Source organism: Epilithonimonas sp. (assembly GCF_032055105.1).
GTDB lineage: Bacteria > Bacteroidota > Bacteroidia > Flavobacteriales > Weeksellaceae > Epilithonimonas.
Genome location: NZ_DAMBRK010000010.1, coordinates 76,355 through 98,652 on the forward strand (window position 1 = coordinate 76,355; position 22,298 = coordinate 98,652).

General features: G+C 34.4%; 23 protein-coding genes. 14 read left to right on the top strand and 9 right to left on the bottom strand.

What is annotated here, in order from left to right; all coding sequences use genetic code 11:
• Positions 1-214: 214 nt before the first annotated feature.
• From RTY06_RS10175 to RTY06_RS10195, 5 genes are all read left to right on the top strand, one after another.
• Positions 215-844, top strand: coding sequence for a Crp/Fnr family transcriptional regulator (locus RTY06_RS10175; protein WP_312824659.1), 630 nt, complete (start codon positions 215-217; stop codon positions 842-844).
• Positions 845-916: 72 nt separating this feature from the next.
• Positions 917-1,711 carry a sulfite exporter TauE/SafE family protein gene (locus RTY06_RS10180; protein WP_312824660.1) on the top strand — a complete coding sequence of 265 codons (795 nt, stop codon included), beginning with the start codon at positions 917-919 and terminating at the stop codon, positions 1,709-1,711.
• Between the two features lie 86 nt (positions 1,712-1,797).
• A complete protein-coding gene (locus RTY06_RS10185; protein ID WP_312824661.1) occupies positions 1,798-3,210 on the top strand; it encodes an MBL fold metallo-hydrolase in 1,413 nt (470 codons plus the stop codon).
• Between the two features lie 11 nt (positions 3,211-3,221).
• Positions 3,222-3,785, top strand: a complete 564-nt coding sequence (locus RTY06_RS10190) for a YeeE/YedE thiosulfate transporter family protein (protein ID WP_312824662.1) — start codon at positions 3,222-3,224, stop codon at positions 3,783-3,785.
• Positions 3,786-3,795: 10 nt separating this feature from the next.
• Complete coding sequence (locus tag RTY06_RS10195) at positions 3,796-4,281, top strand: DUF6691 family protein (RefSeq protein WP_312824663.1); 486 nt, start codon at positions 3,796-3,798, stop codon at positions 4,279-4,281.
• A 62-nt stretch (positions 4,282-4,343) separates the two neighbouring features.
• Here RTY06_RS10195 and RTY06_RS10200 read toward each other — a convergent pair whose 3' ends face one another.
• Positions 4,344-5,039: a VIT family protein gene (locus tag RTY06_RS10200; protein ID WP_312824665.1), complete on the bottom strand. Its 696-nt coding sequence runs from the start codon at positions 5,037-5,039 to the stop codon at positions 4,344-4,346.
• Positions 5,040-5,141: 102 nt separating this feature from the next.
• Positions 5,142-5,549 carry a hypothetical protein gene (locus tag RTY06_RS10205; protein ID WP_312824667.1) on the bottom strand — a complete coding sequence of 136 codons (408 nt, stop codon included), beginning with the start codon at positions 5,547-5,549 and terminating at the stop codon, positions 5,142-5,144.
• 122 nt (positions 5,550-5,671) lie between these two features.
• On the opposite strand from RTY06_RS10205, the gene RTY06_RS10210 reads away from it, so the two are divergent.
• The 9 genes from RTY06_RS10210 to RTY06_RS10245 all read left to right on the top strand — a co-directional run bounded on the left by RTY06_RS10210 (position 5,672) and on the right by RTY06_RS10245 (position 14,848).
• Positions 5,672-6,001 (top strand): metalloregulator ArsR/SmtB family transcription factor, encoded by a 330-nt coding sequence (locus tag RTY06_RS10210; protein ID WP_312079235.1) that lies wholly within the window; start codon positions 5,672-5,674, stop codon positions 5,999-6,001.
• Between the two features lie 61 nt (positions 6,002-6,062).
• On the top strand, positions 6,063-6,527 hold the full coding sequence (locus RTY06_RS10215; protein ID WP_312824669.1) for a DUF6428 family protein: 465 nt from the start codon (positions 6,063-6,065) through the stop codon (positions 6,525-6,527).
• Positions 6,528-6,538: 11 nt separating this feature from the next.
• Positions 6,539-7,030, top strand: a complete 492-nt coding sequence (locus RTY06_RS10220; protein ID WP_312824671.1) for an N-acetyltransferase family protein — start codon at positions 6,539-6,541, stop codon at positions 7,028-7,030.
• 16 nt (positions 7,031-7,046) lie between these two features.
• Positions 7,047-7,658 (top strand): protein-tyrosine-phosphatase, encoded by a 612-nt coding sequence (locus RTY06_RS10225; RefSeq protein WP_312824673.1) that lies wholly within the window; start codon positions 7,047-7,049, stop codon positions 7,656-7,658.
• A 6-nt stretch (positions 7,659-7,664) separates the two neighbouring features.
• Positions 7,665-8,696, top strand: coding sequence for an ACR3 family arsenite efflux transporter (arsB, locus tag RTY06_RS10230; protein WP_312824674.1), 1,032 nt, complete (start codon positions 7,665-7,667; stop codon positions 8,694-8,696).
• A gap of 109 nt (positions 8,697-8,805) precedes the next feature.
• Positions 8,806-9,168, top strand: coding sequence for a hypothetical protein (locus tag RTY06_RS10235; RefSeq protein ID WP_312824675.1), 363 nt, complete (start codon positions 8,806-8,808; stop codon positions 9,166-9,168).
• Between the two features lie 81 nt (positions 9,169-9,249).
• A complete protein-coding gene (locus tag RTY06_RS10240) occupies positions 9,250-12,390 on the top strand; it encodes an efflux RND transporter permease subunit (RefSeq protein ID WP_409450841.1) in 3,141 nt (1,046 codons plus the stop codon).
• A 90-nt stretch (positions 12,391-12,480) separates the two neighbouring features.
• Positions 12,481-13,689, top strand: coding sequence for a TolC family protein (locus RTY06_RS16200; RefSeq protein WP_409450842.1), 1,209 nt, complete (start codon positions 12,481-12,483; stop codon positions 13,687-13,689).
• Between the two features lie 7 nt (positions 13,690-13,696).
• Positions 13,697-14,848, top strand: coding sequence for an efflux RND transporter periplasmic adaptor subunit (locus RTY06_RS10245; protein WP_312824676.1), 1,152 nt, complete (start codon positions 13,697-13,699; stop codon positions 14,846-14,848).
• Positions 14,849-14,926: 78 nt separating this feature from the next.
• On the opposite strand, the gene RTY06_RS10250 is transcribed toward RTY06_RS10245, so the two are convergent.
• The 7 genes from RTY06_RS10250 to RTY06_RS10280 all read right to left on the bottom strand — a co-directional run bounded on the left by RTY06_RS10250 (position 14,927) and on the right by RTY06_RS10280 (position 22,297).
• Positions 14,927-16,342, bottom strand: a complete 1,416-nt coding sequence (locus RTY06_RS10250; protein ID WP_312824678.1) for an OmpA family protein — start codon at positions 16,340-16,342, stop codon at positions 14,927-14,929.
• Between the two features lie 744 nt (positions 16,343-17,086).
• Complete coding sequence (locus RTY06_RS10255; protein ID WP_312824679.1) at positions 17,087-18,367, bottom strand: deoxyribodipyrimidine photo-lyase; 1,281 nt, start codon at positions 18,365-18,367, stop codon at positions 17,087-17,089.
• Positions 18,327-19,046 carry a lycopene cyclase domain-containing protein gene (locus tag RTY06_RS10260; protein ID WP_312824680.1) on the bottom strand — a complete coding sequence of 240 codons (720 nt, stop codon included), beginning with the start codon at positions 19,044-19,046 and terminating at the stop codon, positions 18,327-18,329. The genes RTY06_RS10255 and RTY06_RS10260 overlap by 41 nt, the downstream gene beginning before the upstream one ends.
• Positions 19,047-19,048: 2 nt before the next feature.
• Positions 19,049-19,507 (bottom strand): sterol desaturase family protein, encoded by a 459-nt coding sequence (locus tag RTY06_RS10265; RefSeq protein WP_312824681.1) that lies wholly within the window; start codon positions 19,505-19,507, stop codon positions 19,049-19,051.
• Between the two features lie 3 nt (positions 19,508-19,510).
• On the bottom strand, positions 19,511-19,972 hold the full coding sequence (locus RTY06_RS10270; protein ID WP_116033465.1) for an SRPBCC family protein: 462 nt from the start codon (positions 19,970-19,972) through the stop codon (positions 19,511-19,513).
• 14 nt (positions 19,973-19,986) lie between these two features.
• A complete protein-coding gene (locus RTY06_RS10275) occupies positions 19,987-20,823 on the bottom strand; it encodes a phytoene/squalene synthase family protein (RefSeq protein ID WP_312824685.1) in 837 nt (278 codons plus the stop codon).
• Entirely contained in the window at positions 20,807-22,297 is a 1,491-nt protein-coding gene (locus tag RTY06_RS10280; RefSeq protein ID WP_312824687.1) for a phytoene desaturase family protein, read from the bottom strand. The genes RTY06_RS10275 and RTY06_RS10280 overlap by 17 nt, the downstream gene beginning before the upstream one ends.
• Position 22,298: the final 1 nt, after the last annotated feature.

Below are 22,298 nucleotides of genomic sequence, written 5' to 3' on the forward strand. Positions count from 1 at the left end.
TTTAAAACTGACAGCCGAACAGGAAAAGATTCATGAGTTGGAAAAAAAGCTGAAAGATGCAGAACTGGAACGCGATATATTAAAAAAAGCAATCGGTATCTTCTCCAAGAGCGGTCGATGAAATATAAATTCATAAAAAATAATAAGACAGTTGGCGTCATTTCTTATTTCTGTTAATAGAAATTTACCTAATTTTATTTTCTAATTCGAAAAAATGAACAACCCCGTTTTATCAAAAGAATTTCCTAATTCAAAAGATTTGCTGGATAAGCTCTACCAAAACGGCATCACAAAAACTTATCACGAAGGCGAAATAATTCTTGATGAAAATGCGTCTATACGCTCGATTCCTATTGTGATGAAAGGAATGATAAAGGTAATCCGAACCGAAGAAGACGGTCGCGAGATTTTGCTGTATTACATCAAAGCGGGCGAAAGTTGCATCATGTCTTTTCTTGGCGGAATGCACCAAGAGAAAAGCATCGTCAAAGCGGAAGTGGTAGAAGATGCCGAAATTCTGTTTTTACCAGTGGATAAAGTTTCGCTTTTCATTAAAGAATATCCCGAATGGCTCGATTATATTTTCAGACTGTATCATAAACGCTTTGAGGAATTACTTGATATTATCAACGCTATTGCCTTCAAAAAAGTAGATGAAAGACTTCTTAATTTACTGTATAAAAAATCGTCAAATTTAGATTCAAAAACCATTATTATTACACACGAACAGCTTGCCAACGAACTCGGAACAGCAAGAGTGGTTGTTTCCAGACTTCTGAAACAACTTGAAGATGCAGGAAAATTAAAACTGGGACGAAACAAAATCACGCTTTCAGAAAATTAATTATTCTTATGTAACAAAAGTAGCGGTACACGTTCTTCAGGATTTCCAATTTTGTATCAAAAATAAAAGCAAATGGAAATTTTTGGCTATATCGCTGCCGTTTTAATTGGGATTTCTTTAGGATTAATCGGTGGTGGCGGAAGTATTCTTACTGTTCCCGTATTGGTCTATCTTTTTGGTCTGGATGCTTTTTTGGCAACTGAATATTCACTTTTCATTGTTGGAATCAGCAGTGTTGTGGGCTCTTTTTCTTACTTTAAAAAAGGTCTGGTTAATCTGAAAACGGTTTTCGTGTTTGGAATTCCTTCTATTATCTCCATTTTTCTTACCCGAAATTATCTCGTTCCACTTATTCCTGATGAAGTTTTCAGCATTAATAATTTTGTGGTGACTAAGAATATTTTTCTGCTTCTCCTTTTTGCCGGTTTAATGATTTTAGCTTCGTATAAAATGATTCAGAAAAGCCCCGAATTACAATTACAAACTGTAAATTTTAATAAAAACAAAACACTTTTGGCAGCAGGCGAAGGTTCTGTTGTGGGAATTCTTACCGGACTTGTCGGCGCTGGTGGTGGATTTATGATTATTCCGGCTCTTGTTAATTTGCTTAAAACACCGATGAAAGTTGCCATCGGCACTTCTCTAGTGATTATTGCTCTCAATTCTCTAATAGGTTTTTTTTCATCAGCAAAAAATGTAGAAATTGACTGGAAACTTTTGACGACCATTTCGTCCATTGCCATCATCGGAATCATTATTGGCGCACAACTTTCAAAAAAAATTGACGGAAAAAAACTGAAACCTGCTTTCGGGTGGTTTATTCTCGGAATGGGAATTTATATTATCATAAAAGAATTATTCATCTAAAAATGCTTATGTAACAAAAGTAGCGGTACAGCAATTTCTAAACTCTCAACTTTGTATCAATAAAAAAACTTAAAAAATTTATCACAATGAATATAGAACAAATTTACACAGGATGTCTTGCTCAAGGCGCTTATTACATTGTTTCAAACGGAAAAGCAGCGATTATCGACCCGTTAAGAGAAACCCAGCCTTACATCGAAAGATTGCAAAAAGACGGCGTTGTTTTGAAATATATTTTTGAAACCCACTTTCACGCAGATTTTGTGAGCGGTCATTTGGATTTAAGTAAAAAAACAAATGCAGCCATCGTTTACGGTCCAACGGCAAAACCTGAATTTGAAGCGATTATTGCAGAAGACAATCAGATTTTTGAAGTAGGAAACATCAAAATAAAAGTACTTCACACGCCTGGTCACACGATGGAAAGTTCATCTTTTTTATTAATTGATGAGAATGGAAAAGAAACAGCATTGTTCAGTGGAGACACTCTGTTTTTGGGAGATGTAGGGAGACCTGACTTGGCACAAAAAGCAGCAAATCTTACGCAGGAAGAATTGGGAGGTTTGCTTTACGATAGTTTATATGAAAAAATATTGCCGCTGAATGATGATATTATCGTTTATCCGGCACACGGAGCGGGTTCTGCCTGCGGAAAAAATATGCAGAAAGAAACACTCGACAGTTTGGGAAATCAGAAAAAAACAAACTATGCACTCAACCAAAAAGATAAAGAAAGTTTTATAAAATCGGTTACAGATGGGCTACTTCCGCCACCGCCTTATTTTGGGATGAATGTTGCGATGAACAAAAAAGGCTACGAAAGTTTTGATGAAGTTTTATCGAAAGGACTTCACGCACTGTCACCAGACGAATTCGAAGAAACGGCGGAACACAGCGGAGCATTATTGTTAGATGTCAGAAATAATAATGATTTTGCCAAAGGTTTCATTCCACAATCTGTAAATATTGGTTTAGACGGTGATTTTGCGCCTTGGGTTGGAACGCTCATTGTAGATGTACAGCAATCGATTTTATTAATTACAGACGAAAATCAGGAAGAAGAAACCGTTACCAGATTGAGCCGTGTAGGTTTTGATAACGTCATCGGTTTTTTAAAAGACGGATTCGATGCGTGGAAAAACAGCGGTAAAGAAATCGATACTGTGAATAGAATTTCCGCTCAGGAATTTGAGAAAGAAATCTCAGGAAAAGACGTGAAAATTATCGATGTGAGAAAAGAATCCGAATACGAAGCAGAACACGTAGAGGAAGCTTTTAACAAGCCTTTAGCCTATATCAATCAATGGATTAATACATTAGATTCTAAAGAACATTTCTACCTTCATTGTGCTGGTGGCTACAGAAGTATGATGGCTGCAAGTATTTTGCAGGCAAGAGGATACAGAAATTTTAGCGAAATTGCGGGCGGCTTTGGCGAAATTGCAAAAACAGGAGTTCCGAAAAGCGATTTTGTTTGTCAGAGTAAAGTTTTAAATTAAAAATAAAATTAATGTTAGAATTCATAAAAGAACCTTGGCCTTGGTATATTGCAGGACCTCTCATTGGTCTTACAGTTCCTATTTTACTGATTTTAGGGAACAAATCTTTCGGAATCAGCTCTTCTTTGAGGCATATTTGTGCGGCTTGTATTCCTGCGAATATTAGTTTTTTCAAATATGACTGGAAGAAAGAATTATGGAATATGTTTTTCGTTTTCGGAATTTTTCTGGGCGGAATAATTGCTTCTCATTATCTCATCAACAGTACAGAAATTTCGGTAAACCCTAGACTAAAAGCAGAATTAGCGACTTATGGAATTACGGATTTCAGCAATCTTGTTCCCACTCAGTTAATGAATTTTGCAGGTCTCTTAACTTTGAGAGGTTTCATTACAATGGTAGTCGGTGGTTTTCTAGTAGGTTTCGGAACTCGATATGCAGGCGGTTGTACCAGCGGTCACGCCATTATGGGATTGTCTAATCTGCAATGGCCATCATTAGTGGCAACAATTTGCTTTATGGCAGGCGGTTTTTTAATGGCCAATGTTATTCTGCCGATTATTCTTTCACTTTAAAAATTTAAAAATGATAAAAGAAACAGAAGATATACGTCACCAAGACACGGTTTGCATCAATGAAAGCGAACTGAAACATAAATGGTATCACAACATCAAATACCTTATCGTCGGCATTCTTTTCGGGATTGTATTTGTAAAAGCTGAGATTATCAGTTGGTTCAGAATTCAGGAGATGTTCCGTTTGCAGTCTTTTCATATGTACGGCGTGATTGGAAGCGCCGTTCTCACCGGAATGATTTCCGTTTGGTTCATCAAAAAATTTAATATTAAAACCATTTATGGTGAACCCATCAAAATTGCACCCAAGAAATTCAATAGAGGTCAAATCTATGGTGGTTTAATTTTCGGTTTTGGCTGGGCAATTACAGGCGCTTGTCCCGGACCACTTTTTGCGCAAATCGGAACCGGAGCTTTAGCGGTTATCATTACTTTGGTAAGTGCTATTTTAGGAACTTGGGTATATGGCTATTTCAGAGAAAAATTGCCTCATTAAAATCTCAAATCGATAAAGACTGTAATTTAAAACTACAGTCTTTACTTTTTATTTAATAATCCTTATGCCACAGAAACTCCAAAAAGATGTCCAATCAAAGCAGTAACGCCCATTGCGACAGTTCCCCAGAAACAAATTCTTATGACAGCAATTCCTATTTTTGAACCACCTGTTCTCGCTGAAATTGCTCCTAAAATCATTAAAAACATAATGGAAAATCCGTATTGGAAATAGACCATTTGTTTAATCGGTGCCAAAAGCGAAACGACAAATGGAAGTAATGCTCCCAAACCAAATGAAGCAAACGAAGCCATCGCCGCCTGCAAAGGTTTTGCCTGTGTGATTTCGTTAATCCCCAATTCATCGTGAGCGTGAGCTGCCAAAGCATCGTGATTCGTAAGTTCGGTCGCCACTTTCAAAGCTGTTTCTTTGCTTACACCTCTCCTTTCGTAGATTTTTGCCAGCTCCTGTAATTCTATTTCGGGCATTTCTTCAAGTTCGCGTTTTTCACGAGCCAAATCCGCTTTCTCAGTATCTTCTTGCGAACTTACTGATACATATTCTCCCGCAGCCATCGACATTGCACCGGCAATCATCCCGGCTAATGCGGCAAGAATAATCGTATTTCTATCAGGAGAAGCTGCTGCAACTCCAATCACGATACTTGTGGTGGACAACAAACCATCATTCGCTCCTAAAACCGCTGCACGAAGCCATCCTACTCTATTGACGTAATGTTTTTCTAATTGATGATGCATACGTTTTATGTTTAAAAAAAAAATGACTTGTCAAATAACATTCAACAAGTCAAATATTACAATTTTATTTGAATCTTAAATTTAACGAAATAATATCAGAAGTCATCCCGACAGATTTCGTGTAATGTCCGTACTTTTTGGTGGTTCCCAAACTGAACTTTTAAAACCTTTCAGGCAAAAGTCTTCGTCTTTGGAAGGAATTTTATGAGATACAATTTCTCTGAAACTATTGTTAATTGACTGAAAAGTGACTTTTGCACTTAAAGGAAAAATTAAAGTTAACGTATTAGAATGAACGATGAAAGGAAGGTTCTGATCTTTCCCATAATCTCCATCTTTAACCGGATGGTCATAATGCGTTTTAAGAAAAGCAATCAATGGCAACTCTGGATTGAGCGCCTTGTGTTCAAAGTAATGTTCAACAAGTGTAGGAATTTTCAAAAGCTGATATAATTCGGTTGTAGAAACCAAATAGAATGTAAGCAATACTATGGAAATCAACTTTTTCACTATTCAAATTTAAACAATGTTTCTTTAAGAAAGGTTTTAAATAAGGTTGTATTTCATCGATAAAATAAATACTTGTTCTAATAAAATAATTATCGTAATATTGCGATATATAAATGTTAATTATGGGACTTACTAAAACAGAAATATTTTCGGACGAGCAGAATAATCTGGCTTCTCTTTTTAAAGTTTTGGCGCATCCTGCAAGAATTGCAATTCTTCAACACATTATCAATCAGAAAGCTTGTATTTGTAATGATTTGGTGGATGAACTGGGATTGGCACAGGCAACTATTTCACAGCATTTGAAAGAGCTTAAAAATATAGGAATTATACAGGGAACGATTGATGGAAAATCTGTCTGCTACTGTATCGAAGATAAAAAATGGAAAGAAGTTCAGGCTTTGTTGAATCAATTTTTTGAACAGGATGTAAAAGTTGGACAATGTTGCTAACAACTTTTTTTATAAAATTAAATATCGGCATATTGCAATATATTAATTAAATCAATTTACTATGAAATTATCAGAAATTAAAGAAATTCTGCCTACGCTGAACAATGTTGAATTTCAATTGGAAAACGGAGAATTTGTTCTTGAACATTTTCACGTAACTGAAATCGGAGTCATTATAAAAAACTTTATCGATTGTGGCGGAACCATTAGAAATGAAAAAGTAATCAATTTTCAGTTGTGGAATGCCAATGATTTTGAACACAGACTAAAACCTGCGAAATTACTGAACATCATTCAACTTTCTGAAGAGCAATTGCACATCGAAGATTCTGAGATTGAAGTGGAATATCAAAGCACGACCATAGGAAAATATGATTTGGATTTTAACGGAAGTCATTTTATTCTGAAAAATAAACAGACCGCTTGTTTGGCTCAGGACGCTTGCGGAATTCCTTCAGAAAAACAAAAGATAAAACTCTCAGAGCTGAATAGTTATTGCTGTACACCAGAATCAGGTTGTTGCTAAATTCTTGCAAAATGGAAATCAAATCAATCACTAAAGACAACTTTCCTGAAGTAATGGAAATTTACAGACAAGGATTGGAAACCCAAATTGCGACTTTTCAAAACGACACACCTATTTGGGAAAATTGGGACAAAGGGCATCTGGACTTTTGCAGAATAAGCATTTTTGATAACAATAAAATGCTTGGATGGACTGCTTTGACGCCTGTTTCCAGCAGATGCGTATACGCAGGAGTTGCAGAAGTCAGCATTTATATCGCCAAAGAAGAACGCGGAAAAGGAATCGGAAAAATAGTACTGACCGAATTAATCCGACAGAGCGAAAAAAACGGAATATGGACCTTGCAGTCAGGGATTTTTGCAGAAAATGAAAGCAGTATCAAGTTGCACGAAAAATGTGGATTTCGAATAGTCGGTTATCGGGAAAAAATCGGTAAGAAAAATGGAGTTTGGAAAGATAATGTCCTTATGGAACGCAGAAGTAAAACTATAGGAATCGATTAAAAAAATAATTAGAAAAATGTATTTAACATTAAAAAATATAATTGAAAAATTGCAGTATAAAAGCATTAGTGAAGAAAGAAAAATTACACTACAACCTTTAATTGATTTTATACAGCAAAAAACTAATGATGGGAAAGATATTAATCTCAATTTCATTTGTACCCATAATTCACGCAGAAGCCATCTATCACAAATTTGGGCGCAAGCGGGAGCAAATTATTTCAATATTCAAAATGTCAATTGTTATTCGGGAGGTACGGAAGAAACGGCTTTATTTCAAAAAGTAGCTGAAACACTTGCGAATCAAGGTTTTAATATTTTTAAAATCTCGAATGAAAGCAATCCGATTTATACGATAAAAATTGGTGACAACACTTTACCAATTATTGGATTTTCAAAGAAATATGACAATCCGTTCAATCCTGTATCAGATTTTGCAGCAATAATGACCTGTTCACAAGCGGACGAAGGCTGTCCTTTCATTCCGGGTGCGGAAAAAAGAATTCCCATCACGTTTGAAGACCCTAAAATTTCTGACAATACTCCGGAACAATCGAAGGTTTACGCAGAAAGAAGTCTTCAGATTGCCTCTGAAATGTTCTACGTTTTTTCTATGATTAAAAAATAATCTTTTATGCAACCCAAATTAAAATTTCTTGATCGCTACCTTACCCTATGGATTTTTCTTGCGATGACAATTGGTATCGGTTTAGGCTATTTCTTTCCTTCAATTTCCAAAATCAGCAATACTTTATCGGTGGGGACTACCAATATTCCGTTGGCAATTGGTTTAATTCTGATGATGTACCCGCCCTTGGCAAAAGTTGATTATTCATTATTGCCTCAAGCATTCAAGGATAAAAAAGTAGTGGGTATTTCGCTATTTCTAAATTGGTTTGTTGGCACCGTATTGATGTTTGGATTAGCCGTTTTGTTTCTAAGAAGAGAACCAGATTATATGACAGGACTGATATTGATAGGTTTGGCAAGATGTATCGCAATGGTCATTGTTTGGAGCGATCTGGCAAAAGCAAACAGAGAATATACAGCTATGTTGGTTGCATTGAACAGCATCTTCCAGATTGCTTCTTACAGTTTTTTAGTTTGGTTGTTCATCAATGTATTGCCGAGCAAATTAGGTCTAGCCAACTTCAATGTAACCGTATCAATAAAAGATGTCACAGAAAGTGTCTTTTTATACTTAGGAATTCCCTTTTTGGCTGGTTTTCTCACTCGTTACATTTTTATTAAAACAAAAGGAACCGAATGGTACAAAAGAATATTTGTCCCAAAAATTTCACCAATCACTTTGTATGCACTTTTGTTCACTATCATATTAATGTTCAGTCTGAAAGGAGATAAAATAATTGAACTTCCAATGGATGTGCTAAAAGTTTCCATTCCGTTAATCATCTATTTTGTACTGATGTTTTTTGTAAGTTTCTTCATTAACAAAGCATTAAAAATTCCTTACGATAAAAATGCTTCAATCGCATTCACAGCCACAGGTAACAACTTTGAACTGGCAATTGCGGTTTCTATCGCTGTTTTCGGAATTCATTCTCCACAGGCTTTTGTAGGCGTAATTGGTCCTCTGGTCGAAGTTCCTGTGCTCATTTTATTGGTAAAAACTTCTTTGAGACTAAAGAAAAGGTATTATCTGTAGGATTTTTTGAACAGAAATCTTTATATAAAACATATAATCATCAATATTTATTTAAAATTAAAGTTCTGAATAGTATTTATTTCTAAGTATATCCTTTATCTTTGCACCAATGTTAAAATGGCTTTCCATATTCTGTGCTATCACTTATTGCTTTGCGACAACAAGCATTGCAGAGCTGGTTAAAACGCCTATATTTATAGAACATCTTACAGAATATCAAGGAAGTGTTATAGAGTTTTTGGTTGAACATTACGACAATCATCAACCCGATGCAGATTGGGATACCGATCAAAAATTACCGTTTTTCAATCCCACTCTTGTTTTGATTGTTCACGCAAAACTTCCTGAAACTACTTTTCATATTGAAAAAATAAAAGAGATCATCATATCTCAAAAACCAACTGTTTATCAGGAAAAAGACTTTTCCTGCAGTTATCTTTCCCGCATTTTTCAGCCGCCTCGCTTTTGTTAATTGATTTTTAATTTAAATATCAATGTTTTAGGTTTTTACTTAAAGCAGTTGATTTCTATTTCATTCAATTAATACATTTTTATGTTAAATAAAATTATTGAGTTTTCTGTAAAGAATAAACTCATTATCGGGCTGTTTACCATTGCGCTCATTCTTTTTGGTATTTATGAAACCACTAAACTTCCCATCGATGCACAACCCGATATTACGAATAATCAAGTTCAAGTGATTACTGTAGCGCCGTCTTATGGAGCGGCAGATATAGAAAGATTGGTCACTTTTCCGATTGAGCAGGCAACAAGCAACATCAACGGAATTACCGAACTCCGTAGTTTTTCCCGTTTTGGATTGTCTTTAGTAACTGTTGTTTTCGATGATGACACCGATGTGTATTGGGCGAGACAGCAAGTTCAGGAGCGTTTGCAATTGGTTCAGGATAATATTCCCGAAGGTATTGGAAAGCCAGAATTAGGACCTATTTCTTCAGGTTTGGGAGAAATTTTTCAATATGTTGTAAGAGCTAAAAATGGCTATGAACACGTTTATGACGAAACCGAACTCAGAACTATTCAGGATTGGGTAATTCGTCGTCAGTTATTAGGAACAAAAGGTGTTGCTGATGTAAGTAGTTTTGGTGGAAAGCTAAAACAATATGAAATCGCCATCAATCCCAATCAGCTTCAGGCTTTTAATATCAATATCAATGATGTTTTTAATGCTTTAGAAAATAATAATCAAAACACCGGAGGAGCTTATATAGAGAAAAAAGAAACGGTACTTTTTATTCGAAGCGAAGGACTTTTAGGAAGTACTGAAGACATTGGAAATATTCAGGTTTCTAATACATCAGAAGGAATTCCGGTACGTATTAAAGATGTTTCAAAAGTTAAAATAGGTTTTGCGACACGTTATGGCGCAATGACTTTTAATCATACAGGTGAAGTTTCCGGAGCCATTGTTTTGATGCTGAAAGGCGAAAATGCTAACGAAGTAATCGGAAACATTAAGCAAAGATTAGATAAAATTCAGGAATCTTTACCGGAAGGCGTTGTAATTGAACCGTTTTTAGACAGAGCAAAAATGGTGAATAACACGATTAGTACTGTAAAAACTAATTTGATGGAGGGGGCTTTAATCGTCGTATTCATCTTGGTTTTATTCCTCGGAAATTTCCGGGCGGGATTATTAGTTGCTTCTGTGATTCCTTTGGCGATGCTTTTCGCTATTATTATGATGAATATTTTCGGAGTTGGAGGAAACTTAATGAGTCTCGGAGCTCTCGATTTCGGATTGATTGTGGATGGAGCTGTGATTATTGTGGAAGCTGTTTTACACCAATTGGCGCACAAAAAACATTTCGGAAAAGATAATTTACTTTCTAAACCGGAAATGGATGCGCAAGTTTCAACTTCGGCTACCAAAATGGTAAACAGTGCAGTTTTTGGGCAAATCATTATTCTTATCGTTTATCTACCCATTTTTACACTTCAAGGAATTGAAGGAAAAATGTTCAAACCAATGGCACAAACCGTTGCTTTTGCCTTGATTGGAGCATTTTTACTTTCACTTACCTACATTCCGATGATGAGTTCTTTGGTTTTAAGCCGAAAGAAAAAAACGAAAGACAATGTTTCTGACCGAGTAATGACAAAAGTGGAAATCGGTCATCAGAAGTTATTAATTAAAGCTTTAAAATTCAGAAAAACAATCATTGCGACAGTTATTCTATTATTTGCAGGAGCGGTTTTCGTGCTTTCAAAAATGGGCGGAGAATTTATCCCTTCGTTGGAAGAAGGTGATTTTGCGGTTGAAATGAGAATTCTTCAAGGAAGTAATATCGAAGAAACCAAAAAAGTTACTACTCAAGCTGCTCAAATTTTGTTGAAACAATTTCCTGAAGTTCAAAAAGTGGTTACTAAAATCGGAAGTGCGGAAATCCCAACTGAACCAATGCCAATGGATGCAGGAGATATGATTATTGTTTTAAAACCTAAAAAAGAATGGACTTCCGCACATTCATTCCCTGAACTTTCTGAAAAAATGAGTGAATCATTGAAAGTAATTCCTGGTTTAACGACAGGTTTCCAGTTTCCGGTGCAAATGCGTTTTAATGAATTGATGACGGGAGCTAGGCAAGATGTTGTCTGTAAAATTTATGGAGAAAATTTAGACAGTTTAGCGATTTACGCTAAAAAATTAGGTGGTGTAATTTCTACGGTGAAAGGTGCTCAAGATTTGTATTTGGAGCCTGTTGTAGGTGCTCCGCAAGTGGTTATCAATTATAATCGTGCCGAGCTTTCGCGCTACAATATTTCTGTGGCAGAAATCAATAGAGTTATCAATATGGCTTTTGCTGGGCAAATTGCAGGTGCTTTGTATGAAGGTGAAAGAAAATTTGACGTCGTTGTAAGAATGGATAACGATTATAAAAAAGACATTACAAGTATTCAGAATTTATTGGTTCCAACTCCGAATGGAGAGCAAATTCCGTTGTATCAACTCGCAAAAGTAGAATTAAAGGAAAGTCCCAATCAAATTCAAAGAGAAGATACCAAACGTAGAATTGTTGTAGGTTTCAATGTTCGCGGAAGAGACGTTCAAAGTATTGTGGAAGAGCTGCAGCAGAAGGTTGATAAAGATTTGAAACTATCTCCTGGTTACACGATTTCTTACGGTGGAGCTTTTGAAAATTTAAATGAGGCTAAAGCAAGATTAGGAATTGCGGTTCCGATTTCTTTGGTGATGATTTTCCTATTGCTATTCTTCGCTTTCGGTTCTGTAAAACATAGTTTATTGATTTACACTGCAATTCCTCTGTCAGCGATTGGTGGCGTTTACTTTTTGGCGTTAAGAGGTATGCCTTTCAGCATCAGTGCAGGAGTTGGATTTATCGCCCTTTTCGGAGTCGCGGTTTTAAATGGAATTGTATTGATTTCGGAATTCAACCGACTGAAAAAAGATGGTGTCACGAACTTAAGCCGAATTGTTTTGATGGGAACGAGAATCCGTCTTCGTCCGGTTTTAATGACGGCTTTTGTAGCCTCACTAGGATTTCTACCAATGGCAATTAGCAACGGAGCAGGTGCAGAAGTTCAGCGACCTTTAGCGACTGTGGTTATCGGAGGATTAATGCTTGCGACACTTTTAACCTTGTTTGTTTTGCCGATTCTTTATGTCTTATTTGAACGAATAAGTAAGAAGAAAAAGTTTAATAAAAGCTAATCTTAGCTGAGTGAAACGCCTTTGCGAACGAAAAAATCAAAAGTCTCAATTAAAAAAATCTTAGCGCTCATTGCGTTAAAAATAAATACAATGAAATTTTCAAACAATCATAAAAAACTGACTGCATTCTTATTTCTGATGTCTTTCGGAATGATGAATGCGCAGGAAAATATTACCTACGATCAGGCTCTGGAAAAAGCTTTTCAGCAAAATGGAACTTTAAAGAATTCAAAATTAATTTCTGAATATCAGGAAAAATTAAAAGCAAGTTATCTTGATATTCCACAAACGGAAGTGAGTGCGCAAATCGGACAAATCAATGGAATTGAAACCGATAATTCTTTCTCCATTTCCCAACGTATTAGCTTTCCTACGGTTTATACCAAAAGAAAGCAAATGCTGGATGCAGAATGGAATGCAAGTGTCATCAACCAAAATCTGACGAAAGCGCAATTAACAAAGCAAGTTTCCGATGTTTTTTACCGAATTCTGACGCTTCAGGAAAAGAAAAAAGTGATTGAATATATCAGCAAACTGTACAGCAGTTTTGCAGAAAAAGCGAGTTTGAGACTGAAAAAAGGAGAAACCAATATTTTGGAGGAATCGACAGCAGAAATTCAGAATGAACAAGCAAAAACTCAATTGAATATGCTTGAAAACGATTTGAATATTGCCAAACTTCAACTTCAGTTACTGCTTCAGTCGGAAGAAAAATTTCAACCAGTTTCGGACAAACCGATGATGAATATTAATCTTCAGGTTTCGGAAGAAATGGTTCAGCAACATCCTGAATTACAATATTTAAATCAACAAATTAAAGTGAATGAAGCAGAAGCACAGCTTGAAAAATCTAAACTGTTGCCGGATTTATTGATTGGATATACGAATCAAAGTATGAAAAACCTGAATAACAATCGTTTTAATGCGGTTCAAGTCGGTGTCGGAATTCCTTTGTTTACGAAAGGGCAGCGAGCTTTAGCAAAAGCGACGAAAGCGAAAGTGGCGATTTCTGAAAATCAATATCAACTAAAAGAGATTGAACTGAAAAACAGATTCGGACAGCAAATTAATAATTACACCAATCAACTGAAAATCGTTGATAATTACGAACAAAAACAGCTTCCAAAGTCTGAAACGATTTTAAAAACGCTTCAAAAACAACTCGAAGTCGGTGAAATCGATTATCTGAATTGGGTCATTCTAACGAATCAAGCGGTGAAAACAAAGGTTGATTACATCGATAATCTCGAAAGACTTAACCAAATTGGCGCAGAACTTAATTTTTTACTATCAAAATAACAGCGAAATGTATCTTAAAAATATATCAATCCTTAGTTTAAGTGTAATTCTGATTTTATCTTCCTGCTCAGAAAAAAAAGAGGAAGAAAAAACGGTGTATGAAAACACAAAATTCAAGGAAAAAGACCAAAATACGGTTCAAATGTCGGATAAACAATTGCAATCGATTGGTTTAACGACGACAACTGTTCAGGAAAAAACAATGCAAAAATTGGTTCGCCTGAACGGAAAAGTTGAAATTGCTCCGTCTCATATCAGTTCGATTTCCAGCATTATGGGCGGTCATATCAAATCGATTAATGTGATAAACGGAAGTCATTTCAGCAAAGGTCAGGTTTTGGCGGTCGTAGAAGACCCGCAATTTATTCAGCTTCAACAGGATTATTTGGTGACGAAAGCACAATTGGAATTTGCAAGGCTAAATTTAAGTCGTCAAAAAGATTTAAATATTACCAAAGCAACCAGCGATAAAAATCTGCAAACAGCTCAGGCAGATTATTCTACATTGAATGCTACTTTGAAAGGTTTAGAGGAAAAATTAAGAATTATCGGAATCAATGCCAAAGGATTAAACTCATCCAATATCAGTAGCCGAATTAATGTTTATGCACCTTTCAGTGGTTATGTGAGCAAAATTCTGGTGAATAACGGACAATATATTAATCCTTCAGATACTTTATTCGAATTGATTAATCCTTCTGGTTTACTGCTTGAATTAAAAGTGTTTGAAAACGATGTAAATGATGTGAAAATCGGACAGGAAATTTTAGTGTACAACAATCAAAATCCTGATAAAAAATCAACAGCAAAAATTGTAAGCATCGTTCCAAGCATCGAAAATGGAGGTTCTTCAATTGCTGTGGCGAAACTTTCAAGCCCGAACCCTGAGTTCATCAAAGGTATGTACATCAACGCAGAAGTGACGATAAACAGTAGATTTACCATTGGCTTACTGAATGAATCCGTGGTTTCTTTTGAAAGTAAAAATTATGTTTTTGAAGATTTAAGAAATAAAAAATACAAGATGATTCCTGTAAATGTGGGAATTTCTGATGATCAATTCACGGAGATCTTGAAAGCGGACAATTTGAAAGATAAAAAGATAGTACAGAAAGGAGCGTATAGTCTTTTGATGGCGCTGAAAAATAAGGCGGAGTAGAAATTCAAACATTTTATCGATATAAAATTAAAAAGAGGCTGCCTTTTTGAGACAGCCTCCAAATTAAAAGAATTATTTTTATTTTGCTTTAAAATACACTCTTCTATTAGCTCTATTTTTCCATTCAGGACATTTGGCAGCAGGATCACATTCTGGATATTTCAAATCGTGTTTTCCATTACCTTGAATATCTATTCTGCTAGATTGTACACCATTATTGATTAAATATTGTTTAACATTGCTTGCTCTTCTTTCGGATAAAGTTTGGTTATAAGCATCACTACCTCTAGTGTCTGTAGCACCTACAACTGTATAAGAATCGTTGGAAGAATTGATATAGCTTATTGCACTGTTAAGAATTGGGTTACTATTAGGAAGGATTCTGTCAGAATTCAAATCGAATTCAATACCATCTAATTTGGTTTCGTTATCACTTACAAGGCCATTATTGTTTGTCAATGGACAACCATTATTTTCAACCGGACCAGGAATAGTTACACATTTATCATATAAATCAATAACACCATCCATATCTACGTCTAGCGCAACTCCTGCACCATCAACTCTTGCTCCAGCAGGCGTATCGAGTTGTCTGTCCCAGTCATCGCAAACTCCGTCGTTATCGGCATCACCCGATTTGCATAGTTGGATATTATCCACCTTGGTTTCCAAATCATCGATTCTGTTATAAATATCTTTCAATGGATCTACCCACATGATATGGTTAGAATTTTTTCCTAAATTGATTGATAAGCCAAGTGTGGCATTGAAAAAATTATCTGATGTTTTCGCATTCATTCTATTAATAGCAGTATATTGGCTTCCTCCACCATCAAATGAGTCATCACCTGTTATAACATACATCAATCTTCCTTCGATATCTACTCTGTTACTAATTTTATATTTCAAACCTGCACCAGCTTGTCCAAATAAAGAATTAAATTTAAAAGGTTTTTTTTCTGTCATTAATCTTTGGCTAAACTCATCTTTCTGATAAGCACGGTAAGCCAAAACTCCAATACCTGCATAACCATGGATTGCCCATCTGAAATCTCCTTTTCTATCCACTCTTCTTAATAGATTAGATAAGTTAACATCACCAATAAGGGAAATACCATCATATTGTGTTCTTCCCGCAACCTTCCTAGTGGCAGCAGCATTAGCCGGTGCTGAATCCTTTGTATTGAAGTAGCCTTGTCTTGTTTCACCACGATCATATTGTAACTTCAATCCAAATGCATGGGAAAGTGCTTTGTCAACACTGAAATAAGCAGAATATCCTACTAAAGTGTTTCCACTTTTAATAGATGTTAAATCGGCATGTTGCATTAGAGGAACACCACCTCCAAAAGATAAAGACCAACTGTTGTAACTAGGAGCAGTATACTCTGTTTTAGTTTCTAATGGTAATGATGTTGTTTGCGCTATTTCTTGCGAAAACATCACGGCTGGGCATGCCAAAGCCAATGATAAAATTGTTAATTTTGATTTCATATTTTTAAAAAATTAAGTTGATTTCTGATTATATAATTAAAGCCTACTTGTCTAGAAAAAAGCTAATTTCATTCAATACGATTACCTATTCAATAAGCATACCAAAAAATCAAATGTAGCATCCTACTTTATTTTGGGTATACTTTAATATTTGATAATTAACGACTAACAAACAATAAATTTTAAAGGTATTAAAACATTTTATAATAAATTATTTACTTAATACTTTAAAATACGTTGAAATGAAAAATGTTGCATAAAGTTTACTTTTTGTAGGAAATAAACAATATTTTCTTTTATTTAAAACAGATATTAGTTCAGAAATATATCCTGTCAACTAGTTTTTACATTTTAAATTTACTTACGGAATTAAATTTATAAAAGCACAATAGCTTAAAAAATGATCTTTTAATTAAGTAAAGATTTTTATTAACAAATCATTAAAACTAAATATCCAATTAAGGTAATTTCTTTGAAGTTGCTCATTTATAAAAAATTATTTAAATATTAGGGTTATTTACCTTTTTTAATGGAGATTTAAATTATTAGAATTTGCTACAAATCCATTAAAGGTTTATTAAAATTGCCACTTTGTAATCATTTGAAAATCCAAGATATCCAAATGATTCAAGCTATCTCTTTTTATTATATTATTTCTTATAAATTTGGAAAAAGAATATCAAATCAAGATTGAAAAGATAATTATTCGTATCCACAAATTTTGTTAGAGACTAACTTAAAAAATCACACTAAAGCTTTTTTATAAGTCTTTAATGCCCTATCTCTTGCAAATCTATGATCTATAATAGGTTGAATATTATAGTTTTCCGGAAGCCACTTTTTTATATAATTAACGTTTTTGTCAAATTTTTTTGTCTGTTCATCTGGATTGAAAATTCTGAAGTAAGGAGCGGCATCACAACCGCAACCAGCTACCCATTGCCAGTTTCCATTATTGGCTGCAAGATCATAATCTAAAAGTTTTTGAGCAAAATAAGCTTCGCCCCATCTCCAGTCAATTAGTAAATGTTTGGTTAGGAAACTCGCCGTAATCATTCTCACTCTGTTATGCATAAATCCTGTAGTATTTAATTGTCGCATTCCTGCATCCACTATGGGATATCCAGTTTTCCCTTCACACCAAGCCTTAAAATCTTTTTCATTATTGATCCATGAGATTGCTTCATATTTATTTTTAAAACATCCATTAACCACATAAGGAAAATGATACAAAATCTGCATAAAAAACTCTCGCCAAATCAATTCGGTAAGCCATATCTCATTCTTTTCCAAAGCATAATTGACGCATTCTCTAATGGATATTGTTCCAAACCGTAATGCTACCCCCAGTTTAGTAGTATGGTTTTTTGCAGGAAAATCTCTATTTTCATCATAAGAATTGATAATGTTTTCATCCAATTTTGGTAAAAAAAACTTTAAATCTGTGTTTTTAAAACCTATCTCATCTAATGTATGGATTTTTAAATGCTTTTTTAATGGCAAAAAATTATCATAACTTATTTTAAGTATTTCTAGCTTGTGTAATGCTGATTTCCATTTTTTGGAGTAAGGGGTGAAAATGGTATAAGGAGAACCATCACTCTTTAAAATATCATTTTTTTCAAAAATGACCTGATCTTTAAAATCTTCGAATTTTACTTGATTTTGATTTAATAAATCAGAGATGACTTGATCCCTCTTAATTGCTTGAGGTTCGTAGTCGCGATTACAATAGACCGTATCCACATTATATTCCTTTAAAATCTTTCGAAAAATATCTGCAGGTTTTCCAAAGAAAGTCCTAACCCCGCTATTATGACTTTGAAGTTCTTTATGTATTTGTTGCAAAGCCTGATGGATGTAATCGACCCTACGATCAGATTGATCCTCTAAACAATCAAGTATTTCAGAATCAAATATGAAGATAGGTAAAACTTTCAATCCCGATTTTAAAGAGTGATAAAGACCTGTATTATCTTGTATTCTAAGGTCTCTGCGAAACCAGAAAAGATTGATTTTGTTCATCAATTTTAAATTTTTTAAAAAGAAATATGTTCCATAATATCATCTCATAACCATACACTGCATCCTCTATAGGAATAGTCAAAATCCTAATTCCAAGAAAATCATCAGGATTGTAATTTACAATTGGAGAATCTAAACCAGTACCGGTGAGAACCCCATTAACCATAAGAAATCCTGGCATAAGAAATAAATAAATCAATGAAGCTTTACCAATCCATGACTGTTTAAAAATAAAATATAGACTCAGCATACTTAATGCAGTGGTAAAAAAGGTAAAAGAAGTATAGATTCTGGAGGAAAAATAAATTCCAACTGAGGCTGAAACTACGATTGAGAATATCACAAACAGCTTTTCAAACGAAGGATTCCATTGAAAATTAAAGAATTTATCAAGGCAAAAATAAGTGAATACACAGGAAAACGGAATGCAAAAGAAGAACAGTACTTCTTCTATGGGCAGATTAAAAATTCGCCATCCCATAACATATCGATTGTTAAACCACCATACACCTATTTTTGTAAACCAGATGTCCCAACAAATAAAAACGAAAGCCACTATAAATGCAGATTTAAAAAAAGCACCAAAATATCTGCTGAATTTAATCTTGTGATGAAAAGAAAAAATAAAACAAATTATGATTGTCAAAAAATTTATTAAAAGATATGTGTATTTCTCCATTCCTATAGTTTGTCATTCTTAAAATACATTCTGAAATACTTCATAGGAACCCAAAGAAAGCCGAAACATTCTCCATCTTCTTTTCCCAGGTGTTTATGATGTTGTTTATGAGCTCTTCTAATGGCAAGTAAGTAAGGGTTTTTGGTATTTCTCAAAAACTTTATTCTTTGATGAATGATAATGTCATGAACAAAAAAGTAAGCCATCCCATATAGTGAAATTCCTACAGCAACATAAAACCAAAGATTAAAACCATTTATAGTTCCATAGTACATCAAAACGATTGTTGGTACTGCAAAAATCAAAAAGAAATAATCATTTTTTTCCACAGCTCCTTCTGAGCTATGATCATGATGATCTCTATGCAAACGCCATAGAAAGCCATGCATAATATATTTGTGAATGCACCAAGTAAGACCTTCCATTATAAGAAAAGTGATAATGACAATTAGTAAATTCATAGCCTATAATTTATTGAATAGTTCCTCTAAAATTTTATGTCTATAATCAAAAACATAGTTGAGCTTTTTACGAACAAATAGAAAATGTGCAATTTTCCCTAAAAAACCTAAAGGAAGTTCGTAATCAACCGTATCTTTCATTAAGACACCATTTTCATTGATAATAAATTCATGATGATGATTCCATCTTTTATAAGGTCCACTTTTCTGAAAATCTGTAAAACTACGTTGGAAGGCGACTTGTGTGATTTCTGTTTTCCATTTCATTTTGATTCCAAACAAAGGCGAGACATAGTAATCAATGATCATCCCTTGATAAATTGCATCATCTGCCGTCGGTGTACGAACAATAAAGTTCATTTCCTTAGGTGTAATTTTTGAAAGATTTTGCGCCGATGAGAAAAAGTCCCAAGCTGTATTAATATCACAATTGAGTTGTTGCTCTCTATATAATTTGTAACTCATTAGGTATATATCAGTTAAAGTAGTGTTGTTTTATATTGAACATAACTGCTCATCATCAATGATAATTTTCTCCCGTTCGAAATTCTTACTCTCTGATTGATAATTTTGGCAGCAGATATTTTTCTTATTTTTTTAAATAAAGAGATATAATATCTAAATGCCAGATAAACACCAAATCTAGAAGAGCGAGGTAATTTTTTGATTCCTTCTAAAGCTATCCCAAATTCTACTTCTATATCTTTTTCAATATCAGATTTCATCATATTATCAAAATAAGCGATATCTAAATTGGGAAAATAGCATCGTCCCAAGATTTGATAATCATCCTTCATGTCCCGAAGAAAGTTAACTTTCTGAAAGACAGAGCCTAATTTCATTGCGTAGGGTTTAAGTTTTTCAAATTCTTCTATATTTCCATCTGTAAAAACATGCAGGCACATCAATCCCACTACTTCTGCAGAACCTAAAATATAGTCTTTGTAGAGCTGAGAATTATAATCTATCTGCTGAAGATCCATCTCCATGCTTTTAAGAAAAAGATTAATAAGATTGTGGTCAATATTATATCTTTTCACAGTTTGCTGAAAGGAATTTAAAATTGGATTTAAAGAAATACCCTTCTCTAAGGACTGAAAAGTCTCCTCTCTATATTTTTCTAAAAGCTCTCTCTTATTGTAATCATGGAAGCTGTCAACAATCTCATCTGCCAGACGAACATAACCGTATATAGCGTAGATTGGATTTCTAATATGAGGAGATAGAGCCATAATCCCTAACGAAAAGCTTGTACTGTATTGCCGGGTAGTTTCCCTGCTGATTTTGTACGATAAATTATCAAAGAGTTTTTTCATATTTAAAATATTTTTTAACTTCATTAGCAACAATCTTTCCTGATATAATTGATGGTGGAACGCCTGGTCCAGGAACTGTCAACTGTCCTGTATAGAGTAGATTTTTTATTTTTTTATTTCTTATCGCAGGTTTTAGAACCGCCGTCTGTGACAACGTGTTGGCAAGACCATAAGCATTACCTTTATAAGCATTATAGTCTGTCTGAAAATCATTAATACAGTAACTACGTTTATAGTCAATGTACGAGCTTAGTTGTGCTTCGCCTGTATGCTTCTCAAGTCGCTCAATCATTTGCTTAAAATAGTCCTCTCTAACTTCTTCAGAATCTTCTATACCAGGTGCTACAGGCATCAAAAGAAAAACATTTTCACAGTTCTCAGGAGCCATACTTTTATCCGTTTTTGAAGAACAGCAAACGTAAAATAAAGGCTTTGAAGGCCACTTTTTTTTGTTATATATATCGTTGGTGTGTTCATATAGATCATTTTCAAAAAACAGAGTATGGTGTTTCAAATTGGAAATTTTCTTTTTAAACCCGAGGTAATAAATGAGGCATGAAGGTGCCAGTATTTTTTTCTCCCAATAATCAGAGTTATAATTTCTATACTTCTTGTCTAGTAGATGCTGTTCTGTATGATGGTAATCTGAAGAAGCTATTATAAAATCAAAATATTGCTCAGTACCATTAATCGTCAATGATTGCGCACGACCATCAAAAACATTAATCTTTTCGACATTTGAATCAAAATTAAATTTCACACTGTTCTTAATGGCAATACTCATCATGGCTTCAGTAATTTTTGAGAAACCGCCCATAGGATACCAAGTACCAAGTCTGTAACCGCCATAATTCATTAGGCTATACAAAGCCGGAATATCCTTAGGAGCTGCTCCTAAAAAAATAACTGGAAATTCCATTAACATGATTAACTTGGGATGCTGAAAATATTTTCTAACAAAACGGCTAAAATTAGTTAGCAAATCAAGTTTTAAGGCATTTTTTGCTATTTTTGGAGAAATAAACTCTATCCATGAATGACAAGGTTTTACAACAAACTCTTTCATTCCTATCTCATATTTTGCGGCAGCATCTTTCATAAATTCTTCTAATCTATTACCCGCACCTTTTTCTACACTTTCAAATAAATCCTTCATCTCACCATAATTTTCCGGAACATTCATAATATCATCCGAAAAAATCATTTCAAATTGTGGATTTAGTGAAATTAGCTCATAGAAATCAGACGTTTTGCTCCCAAAATCTTGAAAAAAATCTTCTATAATATCAGGCATCCAATACCAACTAGGTCCCATATCAAAAGTATAACCATTATCCGTAGTAAACTTTCTTGCACGGCCTCCTACCTCTGTATTCTTTTCAAATACCTGGACTTCAAAACCATATTTTGAAAGGTATGAAGCGGCGGATAAACCTGAAAACCCTGAACCTATGACAGCAATCTTTTTTTTCATA